This window comes from Acinetobacter sp. F16 (assembly GCF_052712855.1).
The window spans coordinates 45192-66271 of sequence record NZ_JBRATK010000012.1 but is presented as its reverse complement, the minus strand read 5'-3'; the positions used below and the strand labels follow the sequence as shown (position 1 = coordinate 66271).

Genomic DNA, 21080 nt, shown 5'->3' with positions numbered 1-21080 from the left:
GGATAGGTAAATCATTGTTCTTATCTCAAAAACCCCACTTTACACTAGCCATTTTTTGATCAATTTTCAATCACCAAAACTAGGGATATTATTTCTATTTATCTCGTACCCCACTATCAAACTATTATAAAAAAACTATATTTTTCAAATTATTAATGATTTAAAAATATTTGCATTGATCTTGTTGATTATTCGCAATTACAGCTCTTGTTGACATTATTCTCTCCAACCGATGCACCCTAGACCCGCTATACAATTCCTGTGATACCGGGTTGGATTTTAATTCCTGGATCAGAAAGGTACATGGCCTTTAATTTCAACATTTGCTCCCGTTAACGGCTGCTTAAATGCCAAATAACTTGCATGTAAAGCCATGCGTTTTAATGGACTTTGATAGGGTTCTGGATGATACAGCTTATCGCCAGTAATCGGATGTCCGATATATTGCATATGCACCCGCAGTTGATGTGAACGTCCGGTAACAGGCGTGAGCAATACACGGCTAATATCTTCAGCTTGCGAATACTCCAAAGCCTGATACACGGTTTTTGCGGCTTTGCCCAATTCAAAATGCACCATTTGACGCGGACGATTTTCCCAGTCAGTAATGAGAGGAACCTCGACACATCCCTCACCTTCAAGCTTGCCTTGTATTAACGCAATATAGTTTTTCTTTACCATGCGCGCCTGAAACATTTTACTGACCGCGACTTCTGCATCGCGGTGTTTGGCAAACATGAGGATGCCCGAAGTTGCCATATCTAAACGGTGGGTGATTTTGGCCTGCGGATATTTTTTCAAAACCCGTAAATAGGCACTGTCATGATGCTCGGGCAAACGCCCAGGTACGGACAACAAGCCTGCAGGCTTTTCTATGACCACCAGATCATCATCTTCATAGACGATAGGAAGCGGTTCTTGGGGTGGCATATAAACAAAGTTGTTGTCGATGGGCATGTGCATACAGCGTTTGGAAGAATGGGCGAAAAATAACAAGGCGAGATAATGCTGTCAATGCATCCTAAACACAGCACTGAGATTGGATTATTTATTGTTTGCACCTAATTTTCCAAATGCAGGTTTAAGCTGATCGGAAAGATCATCTTCAATCAACTGCAGCACCTGATTTTCTACCTCATAGTGCTTAATGGTAATTTTAAACTGGCCTTGAAACCATTGATTTAAATGCAATGCATAAGTCACTTTGTGGCCTAGTCCCAAATGCTGTTTCAGCCGGTTCCTAATTCCTGATGTAGATGAACCCACATACATGACTTTGCAAGGCGCATTTAATTTTGCACAGGCATGGGTTCCCTGTTGTTTAAAAGCACGAAAATGATTAAAAGTCTGGTTAATGTCACCCTCCACCTGTTCAATAATATAAATTGCTTTAGCGATTTTGGGTAAATCATCCAAGGTTGAAAATATATATTCCTGAACAGGCAGAGCAGTTTTTGCCATAAAGCACTGCTGAATAAGCGTATCTAAATAACCCATATAATTTTATTACAATGCAATGACTTATCAAACATTCTAGCAGCTAAACATACAGGATTTAAGGGTGTTTCTTATTTTCAAATTTTAAAGGATGAAATAAAAATTTTTAGCGCGCAAAAAGCATCAATACTGAAAGATTTATCCACTCTTATTTTTAACCCTTATCTTCAACACGCTAACTCACACCTTCATGACATTAATCCGCAAGATAATAATCGACCGTGGAAACCACGCGTACTTTTTTTAAATACGGGGTATTACTGTCCCGGTCTTCTATACTAAACAGACCCTGATTTGCCGACTTGATTTTCCCTAAACTGCTTTTAGAATCGGCGGCAAATTTTTCCGCAACACTGCGTGCATTTTCGGTGGCCTGTTCAATCATGGCAGGTTTGATGTCATTGAGTTTGGTAAATATATATTCGGTTCTCTGTCCCGAATCATCTCCACTAAAGGCAATACCTTTTTTACCCAAAGCCACCAAACGACTTTGTGCAGCACGTACCGCATCTATTTTGTGGGTATATACGGTGATGGTTTGATGCGCGGTATAGCGGAGCGCGACATTTTCATTGCCGCCATATTGCTGGGCGTATTTATCGGTTGTACTTGGCGCAGCTGATGTAATTTCCTCAGCAGTAAAACCTTCACCTTTTAAGAATGCCTGAATTTGCTGGGTATTTATTTCCATGGTGTCGTACAACTGGGTCAGGTCTTGGCTGGCAGCGCTAAAGCGAATCGGCCATACTGCAACATCGGCTTTCACTTCGCGTTCGGACAAACCCTTGACCGAAACAATGCGTTCATATTGTTTAATTTTCAGCGCGCTACTGCCTAAAATCCATCCTGCAACAACCATCCCCAAGCAAATGAAAACGCCTAAAATAAGTGCGGGTTTGAGCTGATTCATCGGACTAAACTCCTTTTAAATATTATTCTAATTGAGACTTTACAGTTTTTATGTCTAAGACAACAGCATGAAAATATTGATTAAATTGATGTGACATCCGCACGGTTATTTTGCATTTAAGATTTTTAAAATGCTTGGATCAATTTTAACTTTTACCCATGAAATATATAGCAATTAAAGGCACCAGATTAAACAGTAAAATACCAATTTTATAGATCGCCATTCCGCCATAATGAATTGCATCAAAGGTTTCATCTGACAGATTGAACCATTTTCCGTGGACTTGCTTAATCCAGCCACGGGCAAAAATAATGGCCAAAAACCAGATCATTAAAATAATGTAATTGATGAGTACGGAGGACAGTAAAAAACGGCACCAAAAATCGAGATTCATATTGATTCTCTACGCGGCAGCTTGTGATTTCTAAAATAACAGATTTGATATGCTGAAACGAGTGGCTGATTTGTATCTACATTTTGTGGTTGAAATTTTATTTTAAGAATATGATTTTTAATTCGTTTTTATATTTTTATTCTTTTTTATTTGGTAGAGAATTTTTGAGGGTGTTAGGGAAAACATAATGTTTAACTTCAACAATTATAGCTTTGTAAGCGATAACCTTATGCCTATAAACTCGTGATCTATAGCGTCCTAAGCCGAATCGAGACCTTCTGGGTAAGTACTACACTCACGTTATACGCAACTGGTAGCAATCTACTCTTTTCGATCCCCGTCACACCCTTGAGATATAATTTACCAAGTTAGGCTCGGGATTATTTCCCTAAGAAAAGCCAATTTAAATATTTTTTGGAAATTATTTTCTTTAAAGTTAATATTTACGGAATATTTAATCAAAAGCGCATAATTTACCGCTTTTTATTGCGGTTTATTGATCTTTTTAGATAATTTTTACTTTCTCGCTTTGCCTTTTTGATGTTAAGCATTTGGCTGCTTCCTACGCTTTATTGTTTGTTTAGTGATAGATGCACATGAGAATCTGGATATTCCCATATGCACGAAAATAGCCATTAAGCATTAAAGAAGGTATTTTGCACTGCCCCGGCAATCCACCACCATGCACTGATGGCGACCATGCCACACATGATATTGGCCAGTATTTTATTCATTTTGCTGAGCTGGGAATTGTAAATTTTCAAGTTAATCAGATAAGCCAGTCCGCCCAGTCCACCGCCAATCAAGCCGCCAAATAGCACCAAGACAAAAGGCCAACCTGCAATTAAATGCACATATTTCGGTGTTTTTTCAGTTTTCATTATTTCGCTGGCGTGTTCCATTTTAATTTTCCTTGTGCTTTTTTAAATGTATCTTGCCCTTTGCTACAAGCACTTAGTGTTAAGTATATGCTCGCAACTTGGAAATGTTTATTAAGCAATATTTAAGCCATGAAATGTTTGTTCTGCTATTTCACATACAGGTGGTACACGTTTTTATTGATATAGGCATTTAAGCCGTCGCCATACTGTGCCAGTTGTTTCATGTTCTCAACATGTTGATAGCCAGCACTGGCATAACTATAAGTATAAATTTTTGATTTTTTCTTGAATTGAACTCGAATAAATTCATTGCCAATTTCATAGTTGGCAACACCGGAGTCGTGATTGAGATCAAGATAATGGTCCAAGTGAGCAGTCCTGAAAACGATGAATTTCTTGTTTTTATATGGGGATAATTTGATTATTTTTCAAACAAACATCGAGTGTAAACGGCGATATTCAAGTCATAAAAAAGCCCTATTGAGTATAGGGCTTTTATGCAAAACAGAGGGTAACTGTTTTATGTGTGCTGCTTAGGCAATTTTGTTGTTAAATATATTGCCAAGGCATTTGGTACACGGGGGTAAACGGTCTGTACCAATTTCTAAGTAAACGCGATGTCCGCATTGGACACAAAAATAGAAACCTATTCCGGGTTTTTCGCCAGCAGTAACCATCTTTGCTCTCCATGTGTTTTAGAAATGGTAAAGTTAGTATAACCCTACTGTGATGATTGTCTATTGTCCATTTCGCCAATTGATAGTGGCGTTTGGGCGAAGTTGTATTTCCTTTACTTATTTTCCAATATAAATCTCAGCTACTCATATCTACTTAGATTTCTATCATAAGTAGCTTGATAACATTGGAAGATATGGGGCAAGAAAACCTAACACAGTAACGTGATTTGAAATAAAGCTCATCAATTCGCCATATGTATTCGCATATTCGCTTTTACCTACATTAGCTCCTAATTTTTCTATTCTTATTGCAACTTCTTGGGCAACATTATTCTCTATATTTGATTTTTTTAGTTCATTTAAAAGATTACTAAAATCCTCAGGAATTTCACTATCAGAAGCTGTTTGATGAATAGTGCTTTGATGATTACCTGATGCTAAATTTTGGACATTCCCTGTAATATTAATATTAAAAATTTGGCTTACTTTATCTTGAGGAATAGGATTCGTATTCAATGCTGCTTCTCCAGCATTGGGATTAATTGCTTCTATTTCTAATACAAAATTTAAAATTCTAGTTTTTACGATATCAATAATTCCCTCTAATTTTGTAGAGGGTATAACTTTCCAAGCTTGTACACATATCATATTTTCATAGACTTTATTATTAAACATTGCTACAAAATTTGAATCCCAAGGTTGTTGTAAAAGTTTACCTTTTATAGATTTTTGAACTAATGATTCAATTTCAGCTATTGGGGCTACTAATGACACAGTAGTTAAATCCTTTCGAAACTCTTTAGGAAAACAATTTGAAGGAATGTCAGCATTTCTTAGTCCCGATCCAAATGCTCCTGAAAAATGTCCTTTTGATAAAACATTATTATAAACTCTATAAGAAGGAATACTATCCGATAGCTTATATCCATTAAGTTCTGAATCAACCCATATTTTAAAATCATCGTTTCCTAAACGTGCTGCTAAAATTTTACATTTTCTTAATAGATCAGAAACTTTACATTTAGAATCAACTGCATCTGTTTGAATTTCTCGTAGTAAAGACATTTTATCCTCTGATTAAAAACCCCACTTCACAGTAGGGTCTTTTTCAAACAATATCAATCACTTTTAGAACAATCTACTAAGCGACTTGCCCTTCTAAAAAGTCCTGTGCAAAGCGTTGTAATACACCACCCGCTTCATACACATGCACTTCTTCTTCCGTATCTAAACGACAAGTGACTGGCACTTCAATCGTTTCGCTCTTACCATCAACCGTTGCACGCTCAACCACCAAAGTCAAAGTCGAACGTGGGGCAATGTTGCCAATCACGCTATATAGCTCAGTACCATCTAACTTTAATGTTTTGCGGTCTGTACCCGGTTTAAACTCAAGCGGTAATACGCCCATACCGACTAAGTTGGTACGGTGAATACGCTCAAAACCTTCAGCTACAATTGCTTCCACACCGGCAAGACGAACGCCTTTCGCAGCCCAGTCACGGCTTGAACCTTGACCATAATCCTTACCTGCAATCACAATCAAAGGCTGTTTACGGTTCATGTAGGTTTCAATCGCTTCCCACATACGCATTACTTCGCCTTCCGGCTCTACACGCGCTTTCGAACCTTGCTTAATTGTGCCGTCGGAACGAACCACCATTTCATTAAACAGTTTCGGATTTGCCAAAGTCGCACGCTGTGCAGTCAAGTGGTCACCGCGGTGGGTTGCGTAAGAGTTGAAGTCTTCTTCAGGCACGCCCATTTTCGCCAAATACTCTCCTGATGCACTGTCTAATACAATCGCATTCGATGGAGATAAATGGTCGGTGGTGATGTTATCACCCAAAATAGCGAGCGGACGCATATTGCTTAAAGTACGCGGTGCAGCAAGTGCGCCTTCCCAATACGGCGGACGGCGGATATAGGTACTTTGCGGACGCCAGTCATATAGCGGACTTACCGATTTTACTCGCTCGCCCAAATCAAACATCGGAATGTAGATTTTACGGAACTGTTCAGGTTTTACTGACTTTTTCACCAAGGCATCAATTTCAGCATCCGATGGCCAGATGTCTTTCAGGTAAATTGGATTACCGTCTTTATCGTTGCCTAGCGAATCTTTTTCGATGTCAAAACGAATCGTACCGGCAATCGCATAAGCAACCACTAATGGCGGAGATGCCAAGAATGCCTGTTTAGCATAAGGATGGATACGGCCATCGAAGTTACGATTCCCTGAAAGTACCGCAGTTGCGTACAGGTCACGGTCAATAATTTCTTGCTGAATTTTTGGATCTAATGCGCCAGACATACCGTTACAAGTCGTGCAGGCATACGCCACGATCCCAAAGCCAAGTTTTTCTAAATCCTGCAATACACCCGCTTCTTCAAGGTAAAGTGCTGCGGTTTTAGAACCCGGTGCAAAAGATGATTTTACCCAAGGCTTACGGGTTAAGCCCAGTTCATTTGCCTTACGTGCAAGCAAACCGGCCGCAACGGTATTACGCGGGTTTGAAGTATTGGTACAAGAGGTAATGGCCGCGATAATCACCGCACCATCTGGCATTAAACCGTCGGTACGCTGTTCAACCACACCGGCAATGCCTTTTTCTTTAAGATCAGCTGTTGATACACGCGCATGCGGATTTGATGGACCTGCAATGTTACGGGTCACAGTCGACAAGTCGAAACGAAGTACACGCGGATATTCCGCCTGTTTCATTTCGGATGCCCAAAGACCAATTTCTTTAGCGTAGGCTTCAACCAGTTTCACTTGTTCTGCTTCACGACCGGTTAAAGTCAGATAATCAATGGTGTTCTGGTCGATGTAGAACATGGCCGCAGTTGCGCCATATTCAGGGGTCATGTTGGAAATCGTCGCACGATCACCTACTGACATGCTGTCTGCACCTTCACCGAAGAATTCAAGATAGGCACCGACCACACGTTCTTTACGCAAGAATTCAGTTAAAGCCAATACGATATCGGTTGCAGTAATGCCCGCCTGACGCTGACCGACCAACTCTACACCAATAATATCCGGTAGACGCATCCACGATGCACGGCCCAGCATCACGTTTTCAGCTTCTAAGCCACCCACACCAATTGAGATTACGCCCAAAGCATCGGTATGTGGAGTATGCGAGTCTGTTCCTACGCAAGTGTCCGGATACGCCACGCCACCACGGTTTTGAATCACCGGAGACATTTTCTCCAGGTTGATCTGGTGCATGATGCCGTTACCGGCTGGAATTACATCGACATTTTCAAAGGCTGTTTTGGTCCATTCAATAAAATGAAAACGGTCTTCATTACGACGGTCTTCAATGGCACGGTTTTTATCAAAAGCCTCAGGATCTGAACCACCGAACTCTACTGCCAATGAATGGTCGACGATAAGCTGTGTTGGCACAACCGGATTTACTTTTGACGGGTCACCGCCCTGGTCGGCAATCGCATCACGCAAGCCTGCCAAGTCTACAAGTGCGGTTTGACCCAAGATGTCATGGCAGACTACACGTGCCGGATACCAAGGAAAATCGTGATCTTGTTTGCGTTCAATCAGTTGTTTTAATGACTGCTCTAAAATGGCTGGATCACAACGGCGTACCAACTGTTCTGCAAGTACTTTGGACGTATAAGGAAGTTTGGCATATGCGCCTGGCTGAATATCTTCTACGGCTTGGCGCACGTCAAAATATTCGAGCTGGGTGCCTTGCAGCGGTTTACGGTAGTTGTTGTTCATAGCTTACCTGCCTCTTGAATCATTTTTCTTTACTACGTAATTGTTGTTGACGAGTCACAATTGCTTCGATGGCATTGTACGCTGTGAAAAAGCCATTTCCCAAATCTTATATATTTCAACAATTTAATATAAAAAACCGCATTTTTAGAAATATTTAGTTACATAACCCTTGGAATATTTGCTCTAAATATGCATTTTTGGGAAAAACAGCAGGAAATCAGCCTCATTCTTTAGTATTAGATGCGTTTTTTAGGATAAAAAACAACCTGAATCTGCCCTTTTATTATGTTACTTAAAATTTTCTTATTTACATGCATAGTTTAGTATTCCTAAACTTGTTTTTTATAAAATATCGAATGATATTGATAAATTATTTTGATCTGGCCTTTAGGACATCCTTTTCCGCCTATTTGTCACTCGTCGTATCTTTCAACCCACCTCTTTTTTAGTGAACTGGTTCTCAATATAGTTAAGAAGAATTAAACAATTAAAATTTCGCTCTTCAAGAAATATTCCAAGTACAAAAAAAGATAAAGGTGAGATCAAATGTTAAAAATAGCCATTATTGGAGTCATCGCTGCTGTATTAGCACTATTGATACAGAGTTGGAAAGGTGGCAATAATCCATCTAACCCTGCCAACCCATCTAACCCTGCCAACCCATCTAATCCTTCACATCCATCCAACCCTTCACATCCGGCGCATCCCCTTCCAACCGCATCGGATACCGTGATTAGCAACCCACCCTTATTACAAAAAAATGCCAAGGGTAAATATGAACTTATCGTGGCCTATAAATCGAACAAGTTATACAACCCCAATACCGGATTATGGGATCAGGTGCTGCTGCGTGGTTATTTAACCAAACCTAGTCTATTTAATAAAAAGAAAGCCGGTGATTACGTCAATGACCTGCTGGTGGGTCCGCAAATTCGTGTAAAACAAGGTGAAACGCTTGCAATCAACCTAAATAACCAGCTCCCTGTTGAATCGGCAGATACCTGTCCACACCATGTGGAAAATGTTAATGAACCGCATTGTTTCAATACCACCAATATCCATACGCATGGCTTGTGGGTAAGTCCCCAAGGCAACAGTGATAATGTTTTCCTGAAATTTGCACCCAAAGAAAAATTTGATTATCAGTACAAAATTGAAAAAAACCATCCTGCAGGTACCTATTGGTATCATGCACATCTGCATGGCTCAACCGCCATTCAGGTGTCCAGTGGTATGGCAGGTCCTCTAATTGTTGAAGGCTCCAGAGTGCCGAAAATTAAAAATGGCAAAATCACTGAAACCGGCGATATTGACATTCTCTGGAAAGATAAAGCCAAAAATAGCGATCAGAATGAAAATATCCTGCTGTTCCAGCAAATTCAGTACCATTGCACCAATCCTGACAGTTCTTCTAAAGATCCCAAGAATTGTGTCGGCCTTCTGGAAGATTATTCTGGTCTGGGAGCATTCACCTCCTGGGGAGACAACAATTATTATACCTCCATCAATGGCAAAATTTTAGGTGAGATGAAGGTAGATCAGAACCAATTTAATCGCTGGCGCATGATTCATGGCGGTATTCGAGATACCATTGGCTTGATGATTAAAGAATTGCCGAATTCTAAAAAGTATACTGCCGCACAAACCATTAAAGCCTGTTCAGAATATCAAGCCGCTGATAAAAAGGCACAGTTTGACCAGCTAAAAAGTTTAACTGTGAACACCATTGCTCAAGATGGTTTAACCATGAATTACGTACAAAGCAGAACGCTTTCTGTATTCCAGCCGGGTTATCGTCACGATGCCATGGTTGCCTTCCCGACCACTAATAAATACTGTATTTATGACATGCGGTTAAATGTGGATGATCAAATTAATGCGCCATTGCCAAACCCACAACCGCAAATCGCGCCAACCAATCCTTTAAATGCCCAACTGATTGGATGGGTCAATGTAAATGCCAGCAAAGTGAAGGGACAAACAGCTGCCGAGTACCTGAAAGATCAGGCGAAGAAAATAGGCTTAAGCAAAGAGATTCAGACTCAGTTGTCGCAACTTAATCTTTCTGCATTTACAGATCATGAGTCACTGATGACCCCAGAAATAGATCAGGCTGTCGCTGCAAGACCCAAACAGTTCAATGCCTTTTCAATCAACTTTGCGACAGGTAAATTCGGTATGCGTCATGATGAAAACGATAGAACGATCATCAGTTATGCAGACCTGTTTGAAGGACCGGGAGCCATTGAGGGTCAATATGTCCGTCAGTTAGCACTGGGGCAAACCGATGAATGGGAAATTACCAGTGACAATGCAACCCATCCTTTCCATATTCACGTTAACCCTTTCCAGATTGTCAAAATTTTAGATCCTAGAGGCAATGATGTCAGTGTGGCAGATAACGACGTGAAAGATGGTCCGGAAGGCGCTGTTGATTCGCAATACCGGGGTTTAAAAGGACTGTTCAAAGATACGATCTTTGTGAAACAGGGCTATCGCATCATTGCCAGAAGCAAGTACAAAAAGTTTGAAGGTGATTTTGTCCAGCACTGTCATATTCTGGACCATGAAGATCAAGGCATGATGCAAACGGTGCGAATCTGTGGAGACAAATATCGTTGTGATTCGCCTTTACCGGCTTCTCATCACTAATTCCTTTCTGCTTCATTCCTGCGTCACAACAGCCAGCAATTTATATTGTTGGCTTTTTTATTTGCCTCTATTTAGTGCTTGCTGCACAATAGCTTGATTGATTTGTTGTATTGAAACTGAGGCCAAGCATGACAACGTCTACTGCTTTTACATCCTTCACTTTAAATGGTGTAGATGCGCAAAAATTCCTTCAAGGTCAAGTGACTTTAAATACCGAAGCCTTAGCAGAAAACCTGACTCGCTATACAGCAATCTGTAGTTTAAAAGGCCGTATTCAGTTTGGTTTATGGCTCAAAAAAATCAATCCGGAAAGTTTTGAAATTGTGACGACTCAAGATCAGGCTGAAGAATTTTCCAAACACATTAAAAAATTTGGTGCATTTTCAAAAATGAAACTGGAACAGGTCGGTCCGGTTTTCCCTACGCTCAATGGGGACACCACCGACTTTTCTGCAACTGAAACCGATATTGCAACGTGGCAACTTCAAGCGATCGAAGCAGGTCAAGCCTGGATTGATGCCAGCACATCACAAGAGTTCCAGCCACAAGAACTTCGCTTGCATCAGCGTGAAGGCGTGCATTACGACAAGGGCTGTTATTTGGGTCAGGAAATTATTGCGCGTCTCTGGTTTAAGGCCAAACCCAAACACTGGTTGCATCTGGTTCAAGGCACAGATGAAGTTCCTGCTGCTGCAAGCAAATTGAGTAATGATGTGGAAGTGGTAAATAGCATTGCTGTTGATGCTGGTTATAAAGCACTGGTTGTTGCAAAACCTGCGGCGATTACTGAGCTTGGATTACAGGTTTTAGGCCTACCTGAAGCTTTAAATGGTGATGTAGCACGCCCGCAATAATATTCAAGTTTAAAATATCATTTTTAAAACATCATTAAAAAGCCTCCAAAATCGGAGGCTTTTTCAATCACAAATTAAAATCGTGAAAAAGTTTGTTCATGTCTTTAATCACATACTCTTTAAAATGAAATGCACGTGCATGTTTTGCATCAATACGTGCAGTGTTTCCTTCATGCTCAAAGATATAAACGCGGTCTTCTTTGCTCACCAAAAAGTTTTTGCCTAATCTCATCAGCAATGCGTCAAATTTGTCTTCATCTGCAATGCTTTCATCCAGATTAATCTGATCATATGCCCGTTTAATCGCTTTGATGAACATTCATATACTCACAATTTTATTCAGTTGCGATTTAAACAAACATTGAGAAAAAAGCAAAGTGAAGTTGCCTTCTCCAAGCCCTTTTATGGCATAAAATTTCACTTGAAGTAAAATTCTAACTATAGAAAAACAATTCATGTTAAAACGGAAAGTACTTAAGGCCGATTTAAATGACTCACTATTTACTAGGCAGTTATTATATAGATACCAACAAAATTTTATTGCAATACACAAATCATGTATTTACATTCACATAATTAAACTTATGATGTTGTATTGAGTCTTCCACATACATTCTTAAACACATAAATGGAATTATGTGATTGTTTATAAAAAGGTTATAAAACTATGAAAAAAATTATACTTGCCAGCATCATCGCCTTATCTTCACATCTTGCAATGGCAGAAATGGCAACCAACTCGGTTGATCCTGCATTTGCCAAAATTGAGGCATTGGTCAAAGCCAACGATATGAAGGGTGCATACCAGGAACTGGACAAATTGGCCAAAGCGGGTAACCCTCAAGCCATTTATAACTTAGGCTATCTGACTCAAACCGGTCAAGGCACAGCCAAAGATGAGAAAAAAGCCATTAAACTGTATGAAGAGGCCGCAAGCAAAGGTTATCCGGTTGCCAACTATGTATTGGGTAAAAACTACGTTGGCGGAACTTTAGGCCTTAAACAAGACACTAAAAAAGCCAAGCAGTATTTGCAGAAAGCATCTGACCAAGGGTTTGCTGATGCTACTGTCGATTTAGCCGTTTTACTTTTTGCTGAAGGTACACCTGCCTCAGATAAAATGGCTTTACAAAAATTAGATCCTTTAATTAAAAAAGACAACTATCAAGCGATCCATGCCAAAGCCTTATATGACATTAGTCTGGGCTTTAAAAATAAAAGTGAAGCGCCAATTAAACAAGGCTTAAAAAGTATTCAGGACTTAGCACAAAAAGGCTACATCCCTGCTCTTATGGCAGTGGCGAATATGTTTGCAAATGGCAATATTGTTCCGCAAAACCTGCCTGAAGCGAAGAAAATTTTCTCTGCCCTAGCCAAAGAAAATATACCGCAAGCCAAGGAATCTTTAGCAGCAGTGGATAAAATGATTGCTGAACAAGCGAAAAATCCAGCAAAAGCGGCCAAGAAAAGCTAAATTTTCTCCAATAAAAAAGCCCCTTAATGTGGGGCTTTTTTATGACTGGAAGAATCTGTTACCACCACATGGCAATCAGACCGCTGAGCAGCATAAAGCCCAATATCGTGCTTAACATTAAAGCGCTGAGTGCCTTATCACTGAGTCCATAGTGCTGTCCCATAATTCCAAACACAATCGGCATCGGCAGTGCTGCAAGCAATGTCCCGGCATAAAGCATTTCTTGACTGACGTTCGGTAAAATACTCAATAACGCAAAAATGGTCAGCGGCATCAAGACTATTTTAATTCCGACCAAAATTACACTTTGCAGATCGACAACTTTTAAACTCATGCCAACCAGGCTTCCACCAATCACAAATAAGGCAATCGGAGATGCGGTTTTACCCAACATCTCCAACGCCTGAACCAGATAAGATGGAAGATGAATATTCAAGACCACGCACAACATGCCAAATATAATCGAAAGAATGACCGGATTTTTAATCACATTGTGCAAGGTCTGCTTAAGCACCTGCGATGTCGCCCTATGTTGATGTATCCCTGCTTCAGCAATAATCAGCGTCAACGCTACAATCAATAAATTTTCAATAATCAGGGTCAGAGAAAGATAAATTGCTGCATGTTGCCCAATCAGCATTGTCAGGATTGCTGTGCCAATAAAACCGGTATTGGACATGGAAGCACCCATGGACAACACCCCAGATTCGGTTAGACGACAGTGGAAAAATTTGCGGTACAACAAAAAGGCAAGTGCAAAAATAATCAGTGAACCGCCGCCATAGGCGATGAAATAACTGGAATTCCAGATTTCATCAAAACGCTTACTGGCTAAGGCTTGCAGCAAAAATGCAGGTAAAGAGATTTTAAAAACAAACTGACTTAAGCCTTTTATGTGCTCGGCTAAAATAAAGTCGAATTTTACACAGATAAATCCCAATAGAAGCAGCAGGCAGATGGGTAAAATCACACTTAAAACCACAACTGCTCCTTATTGCTCTTTATTGTTAGCCAAACTTAGCGCTGCTCAATCACTGCATTTTTACAAACAAATTTTATTTTTGAAAGGGTTCAAACAGAGATTTCACACCATGCGGCTGACAGCGCAGATATTGGGGTGCAATTTTTATATGCGCACCCAAGGTCGCTGCTGCATGCCAAGGCCAACGTGGCTCATAAAGCATGGCACGAGCCAGAGCAATCGCATCGGCTTGCTCGGATTGTAAAATACTTTCAGCTTGCTCGGCTTCTGTAATCAGTCCCACTGCAATCACTGGAATCTGAACCATTTTCTTTATGGCTTCAGCAAAAGGCACCTGATAATTGGCCCCAATCTTAATCTCTTGCTTGGCATGCAGACCGCCACTTGAAACATGAATATAGACCGCATCCAACTGCTCTAAAGCTTTGGATAAACCGACCGAAGATTCAACATCCCAACTGTATTCTCCATCCATCCAGTCAGTCGCGGAAATACGCACCCCAACTGGATAATTATGCGGTACTACATTTTTAATTGCCTGAAAAACCTCAAGCGTTAGACGAATACGATTTTCAAAACTACCGCCATATTCATCAGTACGCTTGTTCGACAATGGCGACATAAATTGATGTAACAGATAACCATGGGCTGCATGCACTTCAATCAAATCAAATCCGGCATTTACAGCACGCACAGCAGCATCGGTAAAGTCCTGAATCACTTTCTGGATTTCATCTTTACTCAGCGCATGCGGTGGATGATCGGTTGGGTTAAATGGCAAATCACTGGCTGAAACGGTTTGCCAGCCATGAGCTTCATCCGGCTTAAATTGACCTTTTCCATCCCAGGGTTTATCGGTAGAGGCTTTGCGGCCAGCATGCGCCAATTGAATACCAAAAGGCATAGGAGATAAAGATTTCACTTTAGCCAACAGCGCTTTCATTTGGGCACGTTGCAAGTCATTCCACAATCCCAAATCTGCATAACTGATTCGTCCTTCAGGCTGAACGGCAGTCGCTTCAATAATGCATAAACCCGCACCAGATAATGCATAATTTGCCCATTGCTGTTCATGCCAATAGGTCACTTCGCCCTGTTCAGTTGCCGAATACTGGCACATCGGCGCAACCACAATTTTATTATCAAGTTTTAAAGAGCCAAATTGGATGGATTCAAATAATAAAGACACACTTATTCTCCTTAAAATGCTTTAGTTAGGCTTAAACCTGCGCTCCAGTTCAAGCCATCCGCTGGTTCAAAGAAACGGCCATTCCCGTCATTAACAATGACAGAGCCTACATACTCTTCATCAAATAAATTATCAACGCGTGCAAAAGTACGCACTTTCCAGTCTGCATTTTTCCAGACATAACCGACATTGGCACTGGTGAGGGTATAACTTGGTGCAGCATCTGAATTGATGTCATCGACATATAATTTATCGATATAGCGAACATCTAGTCCTGCATTAAAGCCAGTTTCAGGTTGCCAAGCCAAAGCGGCAAAAGCCTGATTTTTAGCGACACCCGGAATGTAATTTCCTTTCGCCACAACCTTTGCAGGATCGGTATTGGAAATGTCTGCATCAAAAGTAGCATCAATAAAGCTATAACTGGCTTGGGCAGTCAAATCACGCCAGAGCTTTTTATTCCATGACAACTCAACGCCTTGGCGCAAGGTTTTATCGGCATTGCGGAAAGTATTACGCCCATTGTTCGATTCGCCTGAAACAATGTCATTCTGTGTTTCACTTTGGAACACGGCTGCCGTGAAATTACCGAAACGATTTTGAGATTTTAAGCCCAATTCATAGTTATCACTGGTTGCAGGATTTAAATCAAAGTTGATCCCTGAGGTCCCCACCGTTGGATAAGCCATCTCGGTAAAAGTCGGGGTTTCAAAACCTTTTGCATAACTCATGTAAGTCGAGAATTGCGGTGTCATTTCCCAGGTCAGTGCAACTGAAGGCAACAGCTTTTTATAATCTTTTTTACCGCTGTCATCGCCATTATCACTATCTGCTGGATATTCAGCTGCCTTAAAATAGGCATCTTTAGATTCGTAATGGACATTACTATAACGCAGGCCCGTATCTAAACGCCATGCAGGTAAGAACTGCCATGAAGCCTGAACATAAGGATCAAGATTCCATAGACTGTTTTTCTCATCACGGCGTAAATTACCTTTTACCCCATACCGGTTATTGGCATCAAAGTTTTCATAACCTTGGCGGTCTTCATCCATATAATCGAAAGCCAGCCCTGCGGTCAAGCGGGTATTTGGCAACAAATCTTTTCCTGTCCAGCGCAGATCAGTTCCGTAATAGTCGCGAGAGAAATCAATGACCCCACCTGCATGTCGAGGGTTTTGCTGGCTACTCGAAGGAATGGGATTACCTTCATCATCCAAGCCTAATTCTAGTGAAGTTTCGCCTTTAGGAATTGATTGGTACTGCGTGACTTCACGATGTCCTGCATAAACCATCCCGTATAATTCATGCTGATCATTTAACGGCTTAGACCAGGTCAAACCTGTTTGGGTCTGATTAATTTCTTTACGAACATCAAACTGTTTTAAGAATGGGACTTGCTGTTTAGGATTTTCTTTCCATTGAGCTCGGGTCAACCCTTGTGGATCATCGGCATTAATATCGACATGATTTACAATCCAGTTCACTTTAGAACCATCATCCAGGTCCCAAGTCAGTTTGGCATTGCTTAACACTTTTTTGGCAGCGCTATGCTCACGGTAGCCATCAGTATTAAAATAAGATGAACTTACAACATAGCTCGGTTCATTGGGTTGATCTGCCCCGCCCTGCAAGACAATATCCGCACGACCTTTATCATGACTACCGCCGGAGTAGCCTAACTGGATAGAGTCTCGACCTTCGCCTTGTTTAGTGCTGGTTAAAATCGTCCCGCCAGAAGAGTTACCATAAAGTGATGAAAAGGGTCCACCCAATACTTCAATATGATCCAGACTCCCTAGATCAATATTTGAGGTTTGCCCCTGACCATCAGGCATGGTGGCTGGAATACCATCGAGATATAAGCGAATGCCACGTACCCCAAAAGTTGAACGTGCGCCAAAGCCACGCATAGAGATTTGTAAATCCTGCGCGTAATTTTCACGGTTATTCAGTTGTAAGCCGGGAACCCCTTTTAAGGTTTCAGATAAATTGACACCGAGATTATTTTCATTGTTATTTTGATCAATTCGATACACGGAAGCCGGCGTTTGCAACCAGTCGGTATCTGTACGTGTCGCTTCTATTTTTAAGGTGGGCAACAAAACAGGTTCCGTAGAACCTGTTTCAGCATAGAGGCTTTGGCAGATGCATGCCGTCAGGCAAAGTAAAGTCAGATTGATAGGAATCAGGTGATATCTACCTTGCATGGGCGCTCTCTATGTCATATTAGAATACTACTTTAGAGCTTAAACCAAGAACCAAGGCATCGTCTACGTTATTTGTAGCGCCTGGGTTAATAACATATTGAATATTTGGGCGAAGCATTAACCATTTGGTTGGATAGTAGCTGTAGTTCAATTCAACATTGTATTCAGCACTGGCATTAAATGCAGTATTAGTCACACGGTCGTTTACGTGCACACGGTTTACACCCAGACCTAAAATATCATTCGGCTGAGAATCGAATAGGCCAATATATTTCACACCAATTTGTTGTGAATTGTCCACTTTGGTGGTGGTACGGTCATGCCAGGTAAAGTTAGCAAAGCTATGCAAGCCTTGACGGCCGGCACCAGTCGATGTCAATTGTTGTTCTACTGCCAACCAGCCACCATAGGTACGATCTTCAGCGACTTCACCTTTTGCATAAGCAACGTCATATTGATTTTTAGCGTCATCTGCAGTGTTGTATATTCCACCTACACGGTAGCTACCCGGCAAACCATTCACAAATGATTTAGGTTGCCATACCACTTCAACTGGAATGGTTACCCCATCAGCATTATCGGTATCCAAATTCCAGCCATGACGCTCTAAAGCATTTTCAGGGTTGTATTCATATACCCCAACTTGAGTAAACACTTCAGGCGTTACCTGATATTTCACACGACCACCCCATTGTGCAACAGGTGTGTTCATCCAAATCAGGCCTTGCCATTTACCCATTTGCGCAGCACAAAATGCTGTGCTTTGGAAATCGCAGGCCATCACGTTAAAGTCCATACCCAGACCTAAACGACCCACCTTGACGCTCACGCCTTGCTCTTTGAAATTCTTTTCAATCGACAATTCGCTTAAACGTGTTTTTTGGTTACCGCGGCCAAAGTTTGCCTGAACGTTTGCAAGTTGCGGTGCATTTTTATCTTGTAAATCATCAGCTGTTGTACTTTGCCCTTGACGTGCACTTAGCGCAGCACGAATAGTCACGCCATCCCAGCCCGCAAGTTTTTCCATATCGAAATTTGAGCCTAACCATAACTGGCTTGCTACAGTTGGACTATTGCCCTCATCACGACCGCCGTCTGCTAAATAGGCAGCATCAGCCGCAATATTGGCATCAAATTTTATACCTTGAGCAGCAAGTTCAGTACGTTTACCGTCCCAGTCACCCAACAGATATTGACCCTTTGGATCAAAAGCATTTTCAGCATGAGTTTGGGTCATGGCAACCAACATCACAGTTGGTAATAAGGCTAGACTAAATTTTTTCATAAGGAAAACCACAGCAACGTTGGATAGGCTACAATTCAAATAAATTGTATATATTGTGTGAAAATTACATAATTTATAAACATTAATCTCATCATTTTTTTTATCATAGAGAAAACAAAAAGTTATACGTAAAGTAAAATAAATAACCAATAGTTTAATTAAACTTAAATATATTAATATTATTCAATAAATTATATAAAAAATTAAATTTAAAAAATAATGATGCCAGTTAAAAATGGCATTTAAAATTAGACCAATTGGTATATTTTTAACCAATTTTAAAAGGGGATATCTATAAGTTAGATCATAAATTTTGCCGACTGCATTTCAAAATAAAAACTTGCATTCACTCTCTTGCAACCCGATATTAGCTTTATCTACTCACACTAGAATCCAACATGCCCGAATTACCAGAAGTCGAAACCACCAAAACCAGTTTATTGCCTTTAATTGATCAAAAAGTTATTTCTGTTCAAGTCCGTGAATCACGTTTACGCTGGCCTATTCCCGAAGATATTGAAAAACTTAAGGGACAAAAATTACTAAAACTCACCCGACGTTCTAAATATATTCTGGCGGAGTTTGAACACGACACTATGCTATGGCATTTAGGCATGTCTGGCAGCTTTCGTTTGTGTGATGCCAACACGGAATTGCGTAAGCATGACCATTTGATTATTCAGTTTGAAGATGCAGAACTGCGTTATCACGATCCGCGTCGTTTCGGCTGTATTTTATGGTTAGATGCACAGTCTCAAAGCAAGCTGATTGATACTTTAGGTCCAGAACCTTTAAGTGATGCCTTCAATGCGGAATATTTAGCGGAAAAGTTTCAGAAGAAAAATGTCGGTGCCAAAGTGGCAATTATGGACAATCATATTGTGGTCGGCGTTGGGAATATTTATGCGACTGAAAGCCTGTTCAATTTGAGCATTCACCCTGCTCAGCCTGCATCCAGCTTAACCCGTCTTGAAATTGAAAAACTGGTCATCGAAGTTAAGCGAATTTTAAAACAAGCCATTGATTTAGGCGGCTCTACCCTACGGGACTATACCAATGCAATGGGCGAAAATGGTTATTTCCAGCAAACCTTGTTGGCTTACGGTCGTGCTGGTGAAATGTGCGTAAACTGTGAAACCACTCTGGAAAATTTAAAGCTTGGACAACGCGCCAGTGTATTTTGTCCGCAGTGTCAGCCTTTAAAAAAAGTTAAAATAGCGCCCAAGACTCCCTCTAAAGTGAATAAAGCATGAAATCTGCCATTGTCCGTCATATTTTAGTCAAAGATAAAGAGCTGGCTGAACAGCTGAAAAAGAAAATTAAAGCCGGTGCAGATTTTGCCAAACTTGCCAAACAGCATTCGACCTGTCCGTCGGGTAAAAAAGGTGGTGAGCTTGGGGAAATTAAAAAAGGTCAGCTGGTCGGCCCAATTGATAAAGCCGTGTTTACGCTGGCGGAGCGCGAATTGCATGGCCCGATTAAGAGTCAGTTTGGCTGGCATTTGTTAGAAATTAAGTTTCGAATGGATTAAGCCTAATTTAAAATTCCTTTCCTTTTAGGGGATAAGGAATGTATTTCGTAATGAAGATGTCTGTTTTTAAATATAGATTTATTGTGTCCTAAATTCCCTCTCCTGAGCTAGAGATAAAGCACTGCTTTAGATCTAGCGCAAGTGAGGGTTAGGGAGAGGTGAAAAAATTCTAAACTCCCTCACCCTTGCGCGGCAGTGCCGCTCATCTCCCATTGGGAGAGGGTGAAAAAAACGGCACCCATCGTGCCGTTTTTATTTTAAAAAAAGGAATTAAGCTTGTGGACGTTTTTTCAACTCATCACGAATTTCGCGAAGCAATTCGATATCGGCTGGAGTTGTTGGAGTTTCCTCTACCGGTCCTTCCTGTTTACGTAAACGGTTCATGAGTTTAACCAACAAGAACACGACCCACGCCAAGATCAGGAAGTTAATTAAAATCGTTAAAAAGTTACCGTAAGTCAGTACGTTTATACCCGCCTTGGTTAAGGCATCTAAAGATTGTAAATTATCGGGGTTAGCGCCTAATACAAAGAATTTTTGCGTGAAGTCGACACCACCACCGGTAATGATTGTGATTAAAGGCATAATAATGTCTTTAACCAATGAATCAATGATTTTACTGAAAGCGCCACCAATGATGACACCAATCGCTAAATCCATCATATTGCCTTTAATGGCGAATTCTTTAAATTCTTGAACAATACTCATGTCTTTCTCCAGTTTATCTTTAAAGCTATTTCTTTATTCATTAAAATATTTTGAGAACTGTATCACATTGCAGTGCACTGATAACAGC

The 21080-nt window shown here is 40.7% G+C and carries 20 protein-coding genes; 5 read left to right on the top strand and 15 right to left on the bottom strand.

Features of this window, described 5'->3' with window-relative positions:
- Positions 1–291 precede the first annotated feature (291 nt).
- From ACU0NF_RS08850 to acnD, 9 genes are all read right to left on the bottom strand, one after another.
- Positions 292–957: an RluA family pseudouridine synthase gene (locus ACU0NF_RS08850; RefSeq protein WP_445660863.1), complete on the bottom strand. Its 666-nt coding sequence runs from the start codon at positions 955–957 to the stop codon at positions 292–294.
- An 87-nt stretch (positions 958–1044) separates the two neighbouring features.
- Positions 1045–1461, bottom strand: coding sequence for a hypothetical protein (locus ACU0NF_RS08845; RefSeq protein WP_445660862.1), 417 nt, complete (start codon positions 1459–1461; stop codon positions 1045–1047).
- A 232-nt stretch (positions 1462–1693) separates the two neighbouring features.
- The gene (locus tag ACU0NF_RS08840; protein WP_445660861.1) at positions 1694–2407 is read right to left on the bottom strand and encodes an SIMPL domain-containing protein; all 714 of its coding nucleotides are present in this window, start codon (positions 2405–2407) and stop codon (positions 1694–1696) included.
- 145 nt (positions 2408–2552) lie between these two features.
- A complete protein-coding gene (locus ACU0NF_RS08835) occupies positions 2553–2801 on the bottom strand; it encodes a DUF6868 family protein (RefSeq protein WP_445660860.1) in 249 nt (82 codons plus the stop codon).
- A gap of 635 nt (positions 2802–3436) precedes the next feature.
- Positions 3437–3703 carry a hypothetical protein gene (locus ACU0NF_RS08830; protein ID WP_445660859.1) on the bottom strand — a complete coding sequence of 89 codons (267 nt, stop codon included), beginning with the start codon at positions 3701–3703 and terminating at the stop codon, positions 3437–3439.
- A gap of 125 nt (positions 3704–3828) precedes the next feature.
- Entirely contained in the window at positions 3829–4050 is a 222-nt protein-coding gene (locus ACU0NF_RS08825) for a hypothetical protein (protein WP_445660858.1), read from the bottom strand.
- A gap of 165 nt (positions 4051–4215) precedes the next feature.
- Positions 4216–4359, bottom strand: a complete 144-nt coding sequence (locus tag ACU0NF_RS08820) for a zinc ribbon-containing protein (RefSeq protein WP_131317802.1) — start codon at positions 4357–4359, stop codon at positions 4216–4218.
- A 165-nt stretch (positions 4360–4524) separates the two neighbouring features.
- On the bottom strand, positions 4525–5424 hold the full coding sequence (locus ACU0NF_RS08815) for an AbiTii domain-containing protein (protein WP_445660857.1): 900 nt from the start codon (positions 5422–5424) through the stop codon (positions 4525–4527).
- Positions 5425–5500: 76 nt separating this feature from the next.
- Positions 5501–8107 carry a Fe/S-dependent 2-methylisocitrate dehydratase AcnD gene (gene acnD, locus ACU0NF_RS08810; protein ID WP_445660856.1) on the bottom strand — a complete coding sequence of 869 codons (2607 nt, stop codon included), beginning with the start codon at positions 8105–8107 and terminating at the stop codon, positions 5501–5503.
- Between the two features lie 546 nt (positions 8108–8653).
- Between acnD and ACU0NF_RS08805 the strand changes: the two genes are divergently transcribed.
- Positions 8654–10759, top strand: coding sequence for a multicopper oxidase family protein (locus tag ACU0NF_RS08805; RefSeq protein ID WP_445660855.1), 2106 nt, complete (start codon positions 8654–8656; stop codon positions 10757–10759).
- 128 nt (positions 10760–10887) lie between these two features.
- Complete coding sequence (gene ygfZ / locus ACU0NF_RS08800) at positions 10888–11613, top strand: CAF17-like 4Fe-4S cluster assembly/insertion protein YgfZ (protein WP_445660854.1); 726 nt, start codon at positions 10888–10890, stop codon at positions 11611–11613.
- Between the two features lie 67 nt (positions 11614–11680).
- Here the strand turns inward: ygfZ and ACU0NF_RS08795 are convergent, their stop codons facing one another.
- Positions 11681–11932, bottom strand: a complete 252-nt coding sequence (locus ACU0NF_RS08795; RefSeq protein WP_445660853.1) for a hypothetical protein — start codon at positions 11930–11932, stop codon at positions 11681–11683.
- A gap of 348 nt (positions 11933–12280) precedes the next feature.
- On the opposite strand from ACU0NF_RS08795, the gene ACU0NF_RS08790 reads away from it, so the two are divergent.
- Positions 12281–13087 (top strand): tetratricopeptide repeat protein, encoded by an 807-nt coding sequence (locus tag ACU0NF_RS08790; RefSeq protein ID WP_445660852.1) that lies wholly within the window; start codon positions 12281–12283, stop codon positions 13085–13087.
- 58 nt (positions 13088–13145) lie between these two features.
- On the opposite strand, the gene ACU0NF_RS08785 is transcribed toward ACU0NF_RS08790, so the two are convergent.
- The 4 genes from ACU0NF_RS08785 to ACU0NF_RS08770 all read right to left on the bottom strand — a co-directional run bounded on the left by ACU0NF_RS08785 (position 13146) and on the right by ACU0NF_RS08770 (position 18753).
- Entirely contained in the window at positions 13146–14069 is a 924-nt protein-coding gene (locus ACU0NF_RS08785) for an AEC family transporter (protein WP_445660851.1), read from the bottom strand.
- Between the two features lie 73 nt (positions 14070–14142).
- Positions 14143–15258, bottom strand: coding sequence for an NADH:flavin oxidoreductase/NADH oxidase (locus ACU0NF_RS08780; RefSeq protein WP_445660850.1), 1116 nt, complete (start codon positions 15256–15258; stop codon positions 14143–14145).
- Positions 15259–15269: 11 nt separating this feature from the next.
- Positions 15270–17468 (bottom strand): TonB-dependent receptor domain-containing protein, encoded by a 2199-nt coding sequence (locus ACU0NF_RS08775; protein ID WP_445660849.1) that lies wholly within the window; start codon positions 17466–17468, stop codon positions 15270–15272.
- A 19-nt stretch (positions 17469–17487) separates the two neighbouring features.
- Positions 17488–18753 carry a carbohydrate porin gene (locus tag ACU0NF_RS08770; protein WP_445660848.1) on the bottom strand — a complete coding sequence of 422 codons (1266 nt, stop codon included), beginning with the start codon at positions 18751–18753 and terminating at the stop codon, positions 17488–17490.
- 398 nt (positions 18754–19151) lie between these two features.
- Between ACU0NF_RS08770 and mutM the strand changes: the two genes are divergently transcribed.
- Together mutM and ACU0NF_RS08760 are read left to right on the top strand one after the other, a co-directional pair.
- Positions 19152–20006: a bifunctional DNA-formamidopyrimidine glycosylase/DNA-(apurinic or apyrimidinic site) lyase gene (gene mutM, locus ACU0NF_RS08765; RefSeq protein WP_445660847.1), complete on the top strand. Its 855-nt coding sequence runs from the start codon at positions 19152–19154 to the stop codon at positions 20004–20006.
- Positions 20003–20284, top strand: a complete 282-nt coding sequence (locus tag ACU0NF_RS08760; RefSeq protein ID WP_131386149.1) for a peptidylprolyl isomerase — start codon at positions 20003–20005, stop codon at positions 20282–20284. The genes mutM and ACU0NF_RS08760 overlap by 4 nt, the downstream gene beginning before the upstream one ends.
- A 270-nt stretch (positions 20285–20554) precedes the next feature.
- On the opposite strand, the gene mscL is transcribed toward ACU0NF_RS08760, so the two are convergent.
- Positions 20555–20992, bottom strand: a complete 438-nt coding sequence (mscL, locus tag ACU0NF_RS08755) for a large conductance mechanosensitive channel protein MscL (protein WP_445660846.1) — start codon at positions 20990–20992, stop codon at positions 20555–20557.
- Positions 20993–21080 lie beyond the last annotated feature (88 nt).

What these genes read in the sequence shown, in the direction of transcription:
- ACU0NF_RS08850 (WP_445660863.1), bottom strand. Translation starts at nt 957, where the DNA reads ATGCCCATCGACAACAACTTTGTTTATATGCCACCCCAAGAACCGCTT.
- ACU0NF_RS08845 (WP_445660862.1), bottom strand. Translation starts at nt 1,461, where the DNA reads ATGGCAAAAACTGCTCTGCCTGTTCAGGAATATATATTTTCAACCTTG.
- ACU0NF_RS08840 (WP_445660861.1), bottom strand. Translation starts at nt 2,407, where the DNA reads ATGAATCAGCTCAAACCCGCACTTATTTTAGGCGTTTTCATTTGCTTG.
- ACU0NF_RS08835 (WP_445660860.1), bottom strand. Translation starts at nt 2,801, where the DNA reads ATGAATCTCGATTTTTGGTGCCGTTTTTTACTGTCCTCCGTACTCATC.
- ACU0NF_RS08830 (WP_445660859.1), bottom strand. Translation starts at nt 3,703, where the DNA reads ATGGAACACGCCAGCGAAATAATGAAAACTGAAAAAACACCGAAATAT.
- ACU0NF_RS08820 (WP_131317802.1), bottom strand. Translation starts at nt 4,359, where the DNA reads ATGGTTACTGCTGGCGAAAAACCCGGAATAGGTTTCTATTTTTGTGTC.
- ACU0NF_RS08815 (WP_445660857.1), bottom strand. Translation starts at nt 5,424, where the DNA reads ATGTCTTTACTACGAGAAATTCAAACAGATGCAGTTGATTCTAAATGT.
- acnD (WP_445660856.1), bottom strand. Translation starts at nt 8,107, where the DNA reads ATGAACAACAACTACCGTAAACCGCTGCAAGGCACCCAGCTCGAATAT.
- ACU0NF_RS08805 (WP_445660855.1), top strand. Translation starts at nt 8,654, where the DNA reads ATGTTAAAAATAGCCATTATTGGAGTCATCGCTGCTGTATTAGCACTA.
- ygfZ (WP_445660854.1), top strand. Translation starts at nt 10,888, where the DNA reads ATGACAACGTCTACTGCTTTTACATCCTTCACTTTAAATGGTGTAGAT.
- ACU0NF_RS08795 (WP_445660853.1), bottom strand. Translation starts at nt 11,932, where the DNA reads ATGTTCATCAAAGCGATTAAACGGGCATATGATCAGATTAATCTGGAT.
- ACU0NF_RS08790 (WP_445660852.1), top strand. Translation starts at nt 12,281, where the DNA reads ATGAAAAAAATTATACTTGCCAGCATCATCGCCTTATCTTCACATCTT.
- ACU0NF_RS08775 (WP_445660849.1), bottom strand. Translation starts at nt 17,468, where the DNA reads ATGCAAGGTAGATATCACCTGATTCCTATCAATCTGACTTTACTTTGC.
- ACU0NF_RS08770 (WP_445660848.1), bottom strand. Translation starts at nt 18,753, where the DNA reads ATGAAAAAATTTAGTCTAGCCTTATTACCAACTGTGATGTTGGTTGCC.
- mutM (WP_445660847.1), top strand. Translation starts at nt 19,152, where the DNA reads ATGCCCGAATTACCAGAAGTCGAAACCACCAAAACCAGTTTATTGCCT.
- ACU0NF_RS08760 (WP_131386149.1), top strand. Translation starts at nt 20,003, where the DNA reads ATGAAATCTGCCATTGTCCGTCATATTTTAGTCAAAGATAAAGAGCTG.
- mscL (WP_445660846.1), bottom strand. Translation starts at nt 20,992, where the DNA reads ATGAGTATTGTTCAAGAATTTAAAGAATTCGCCATTAAAGGCAATATG.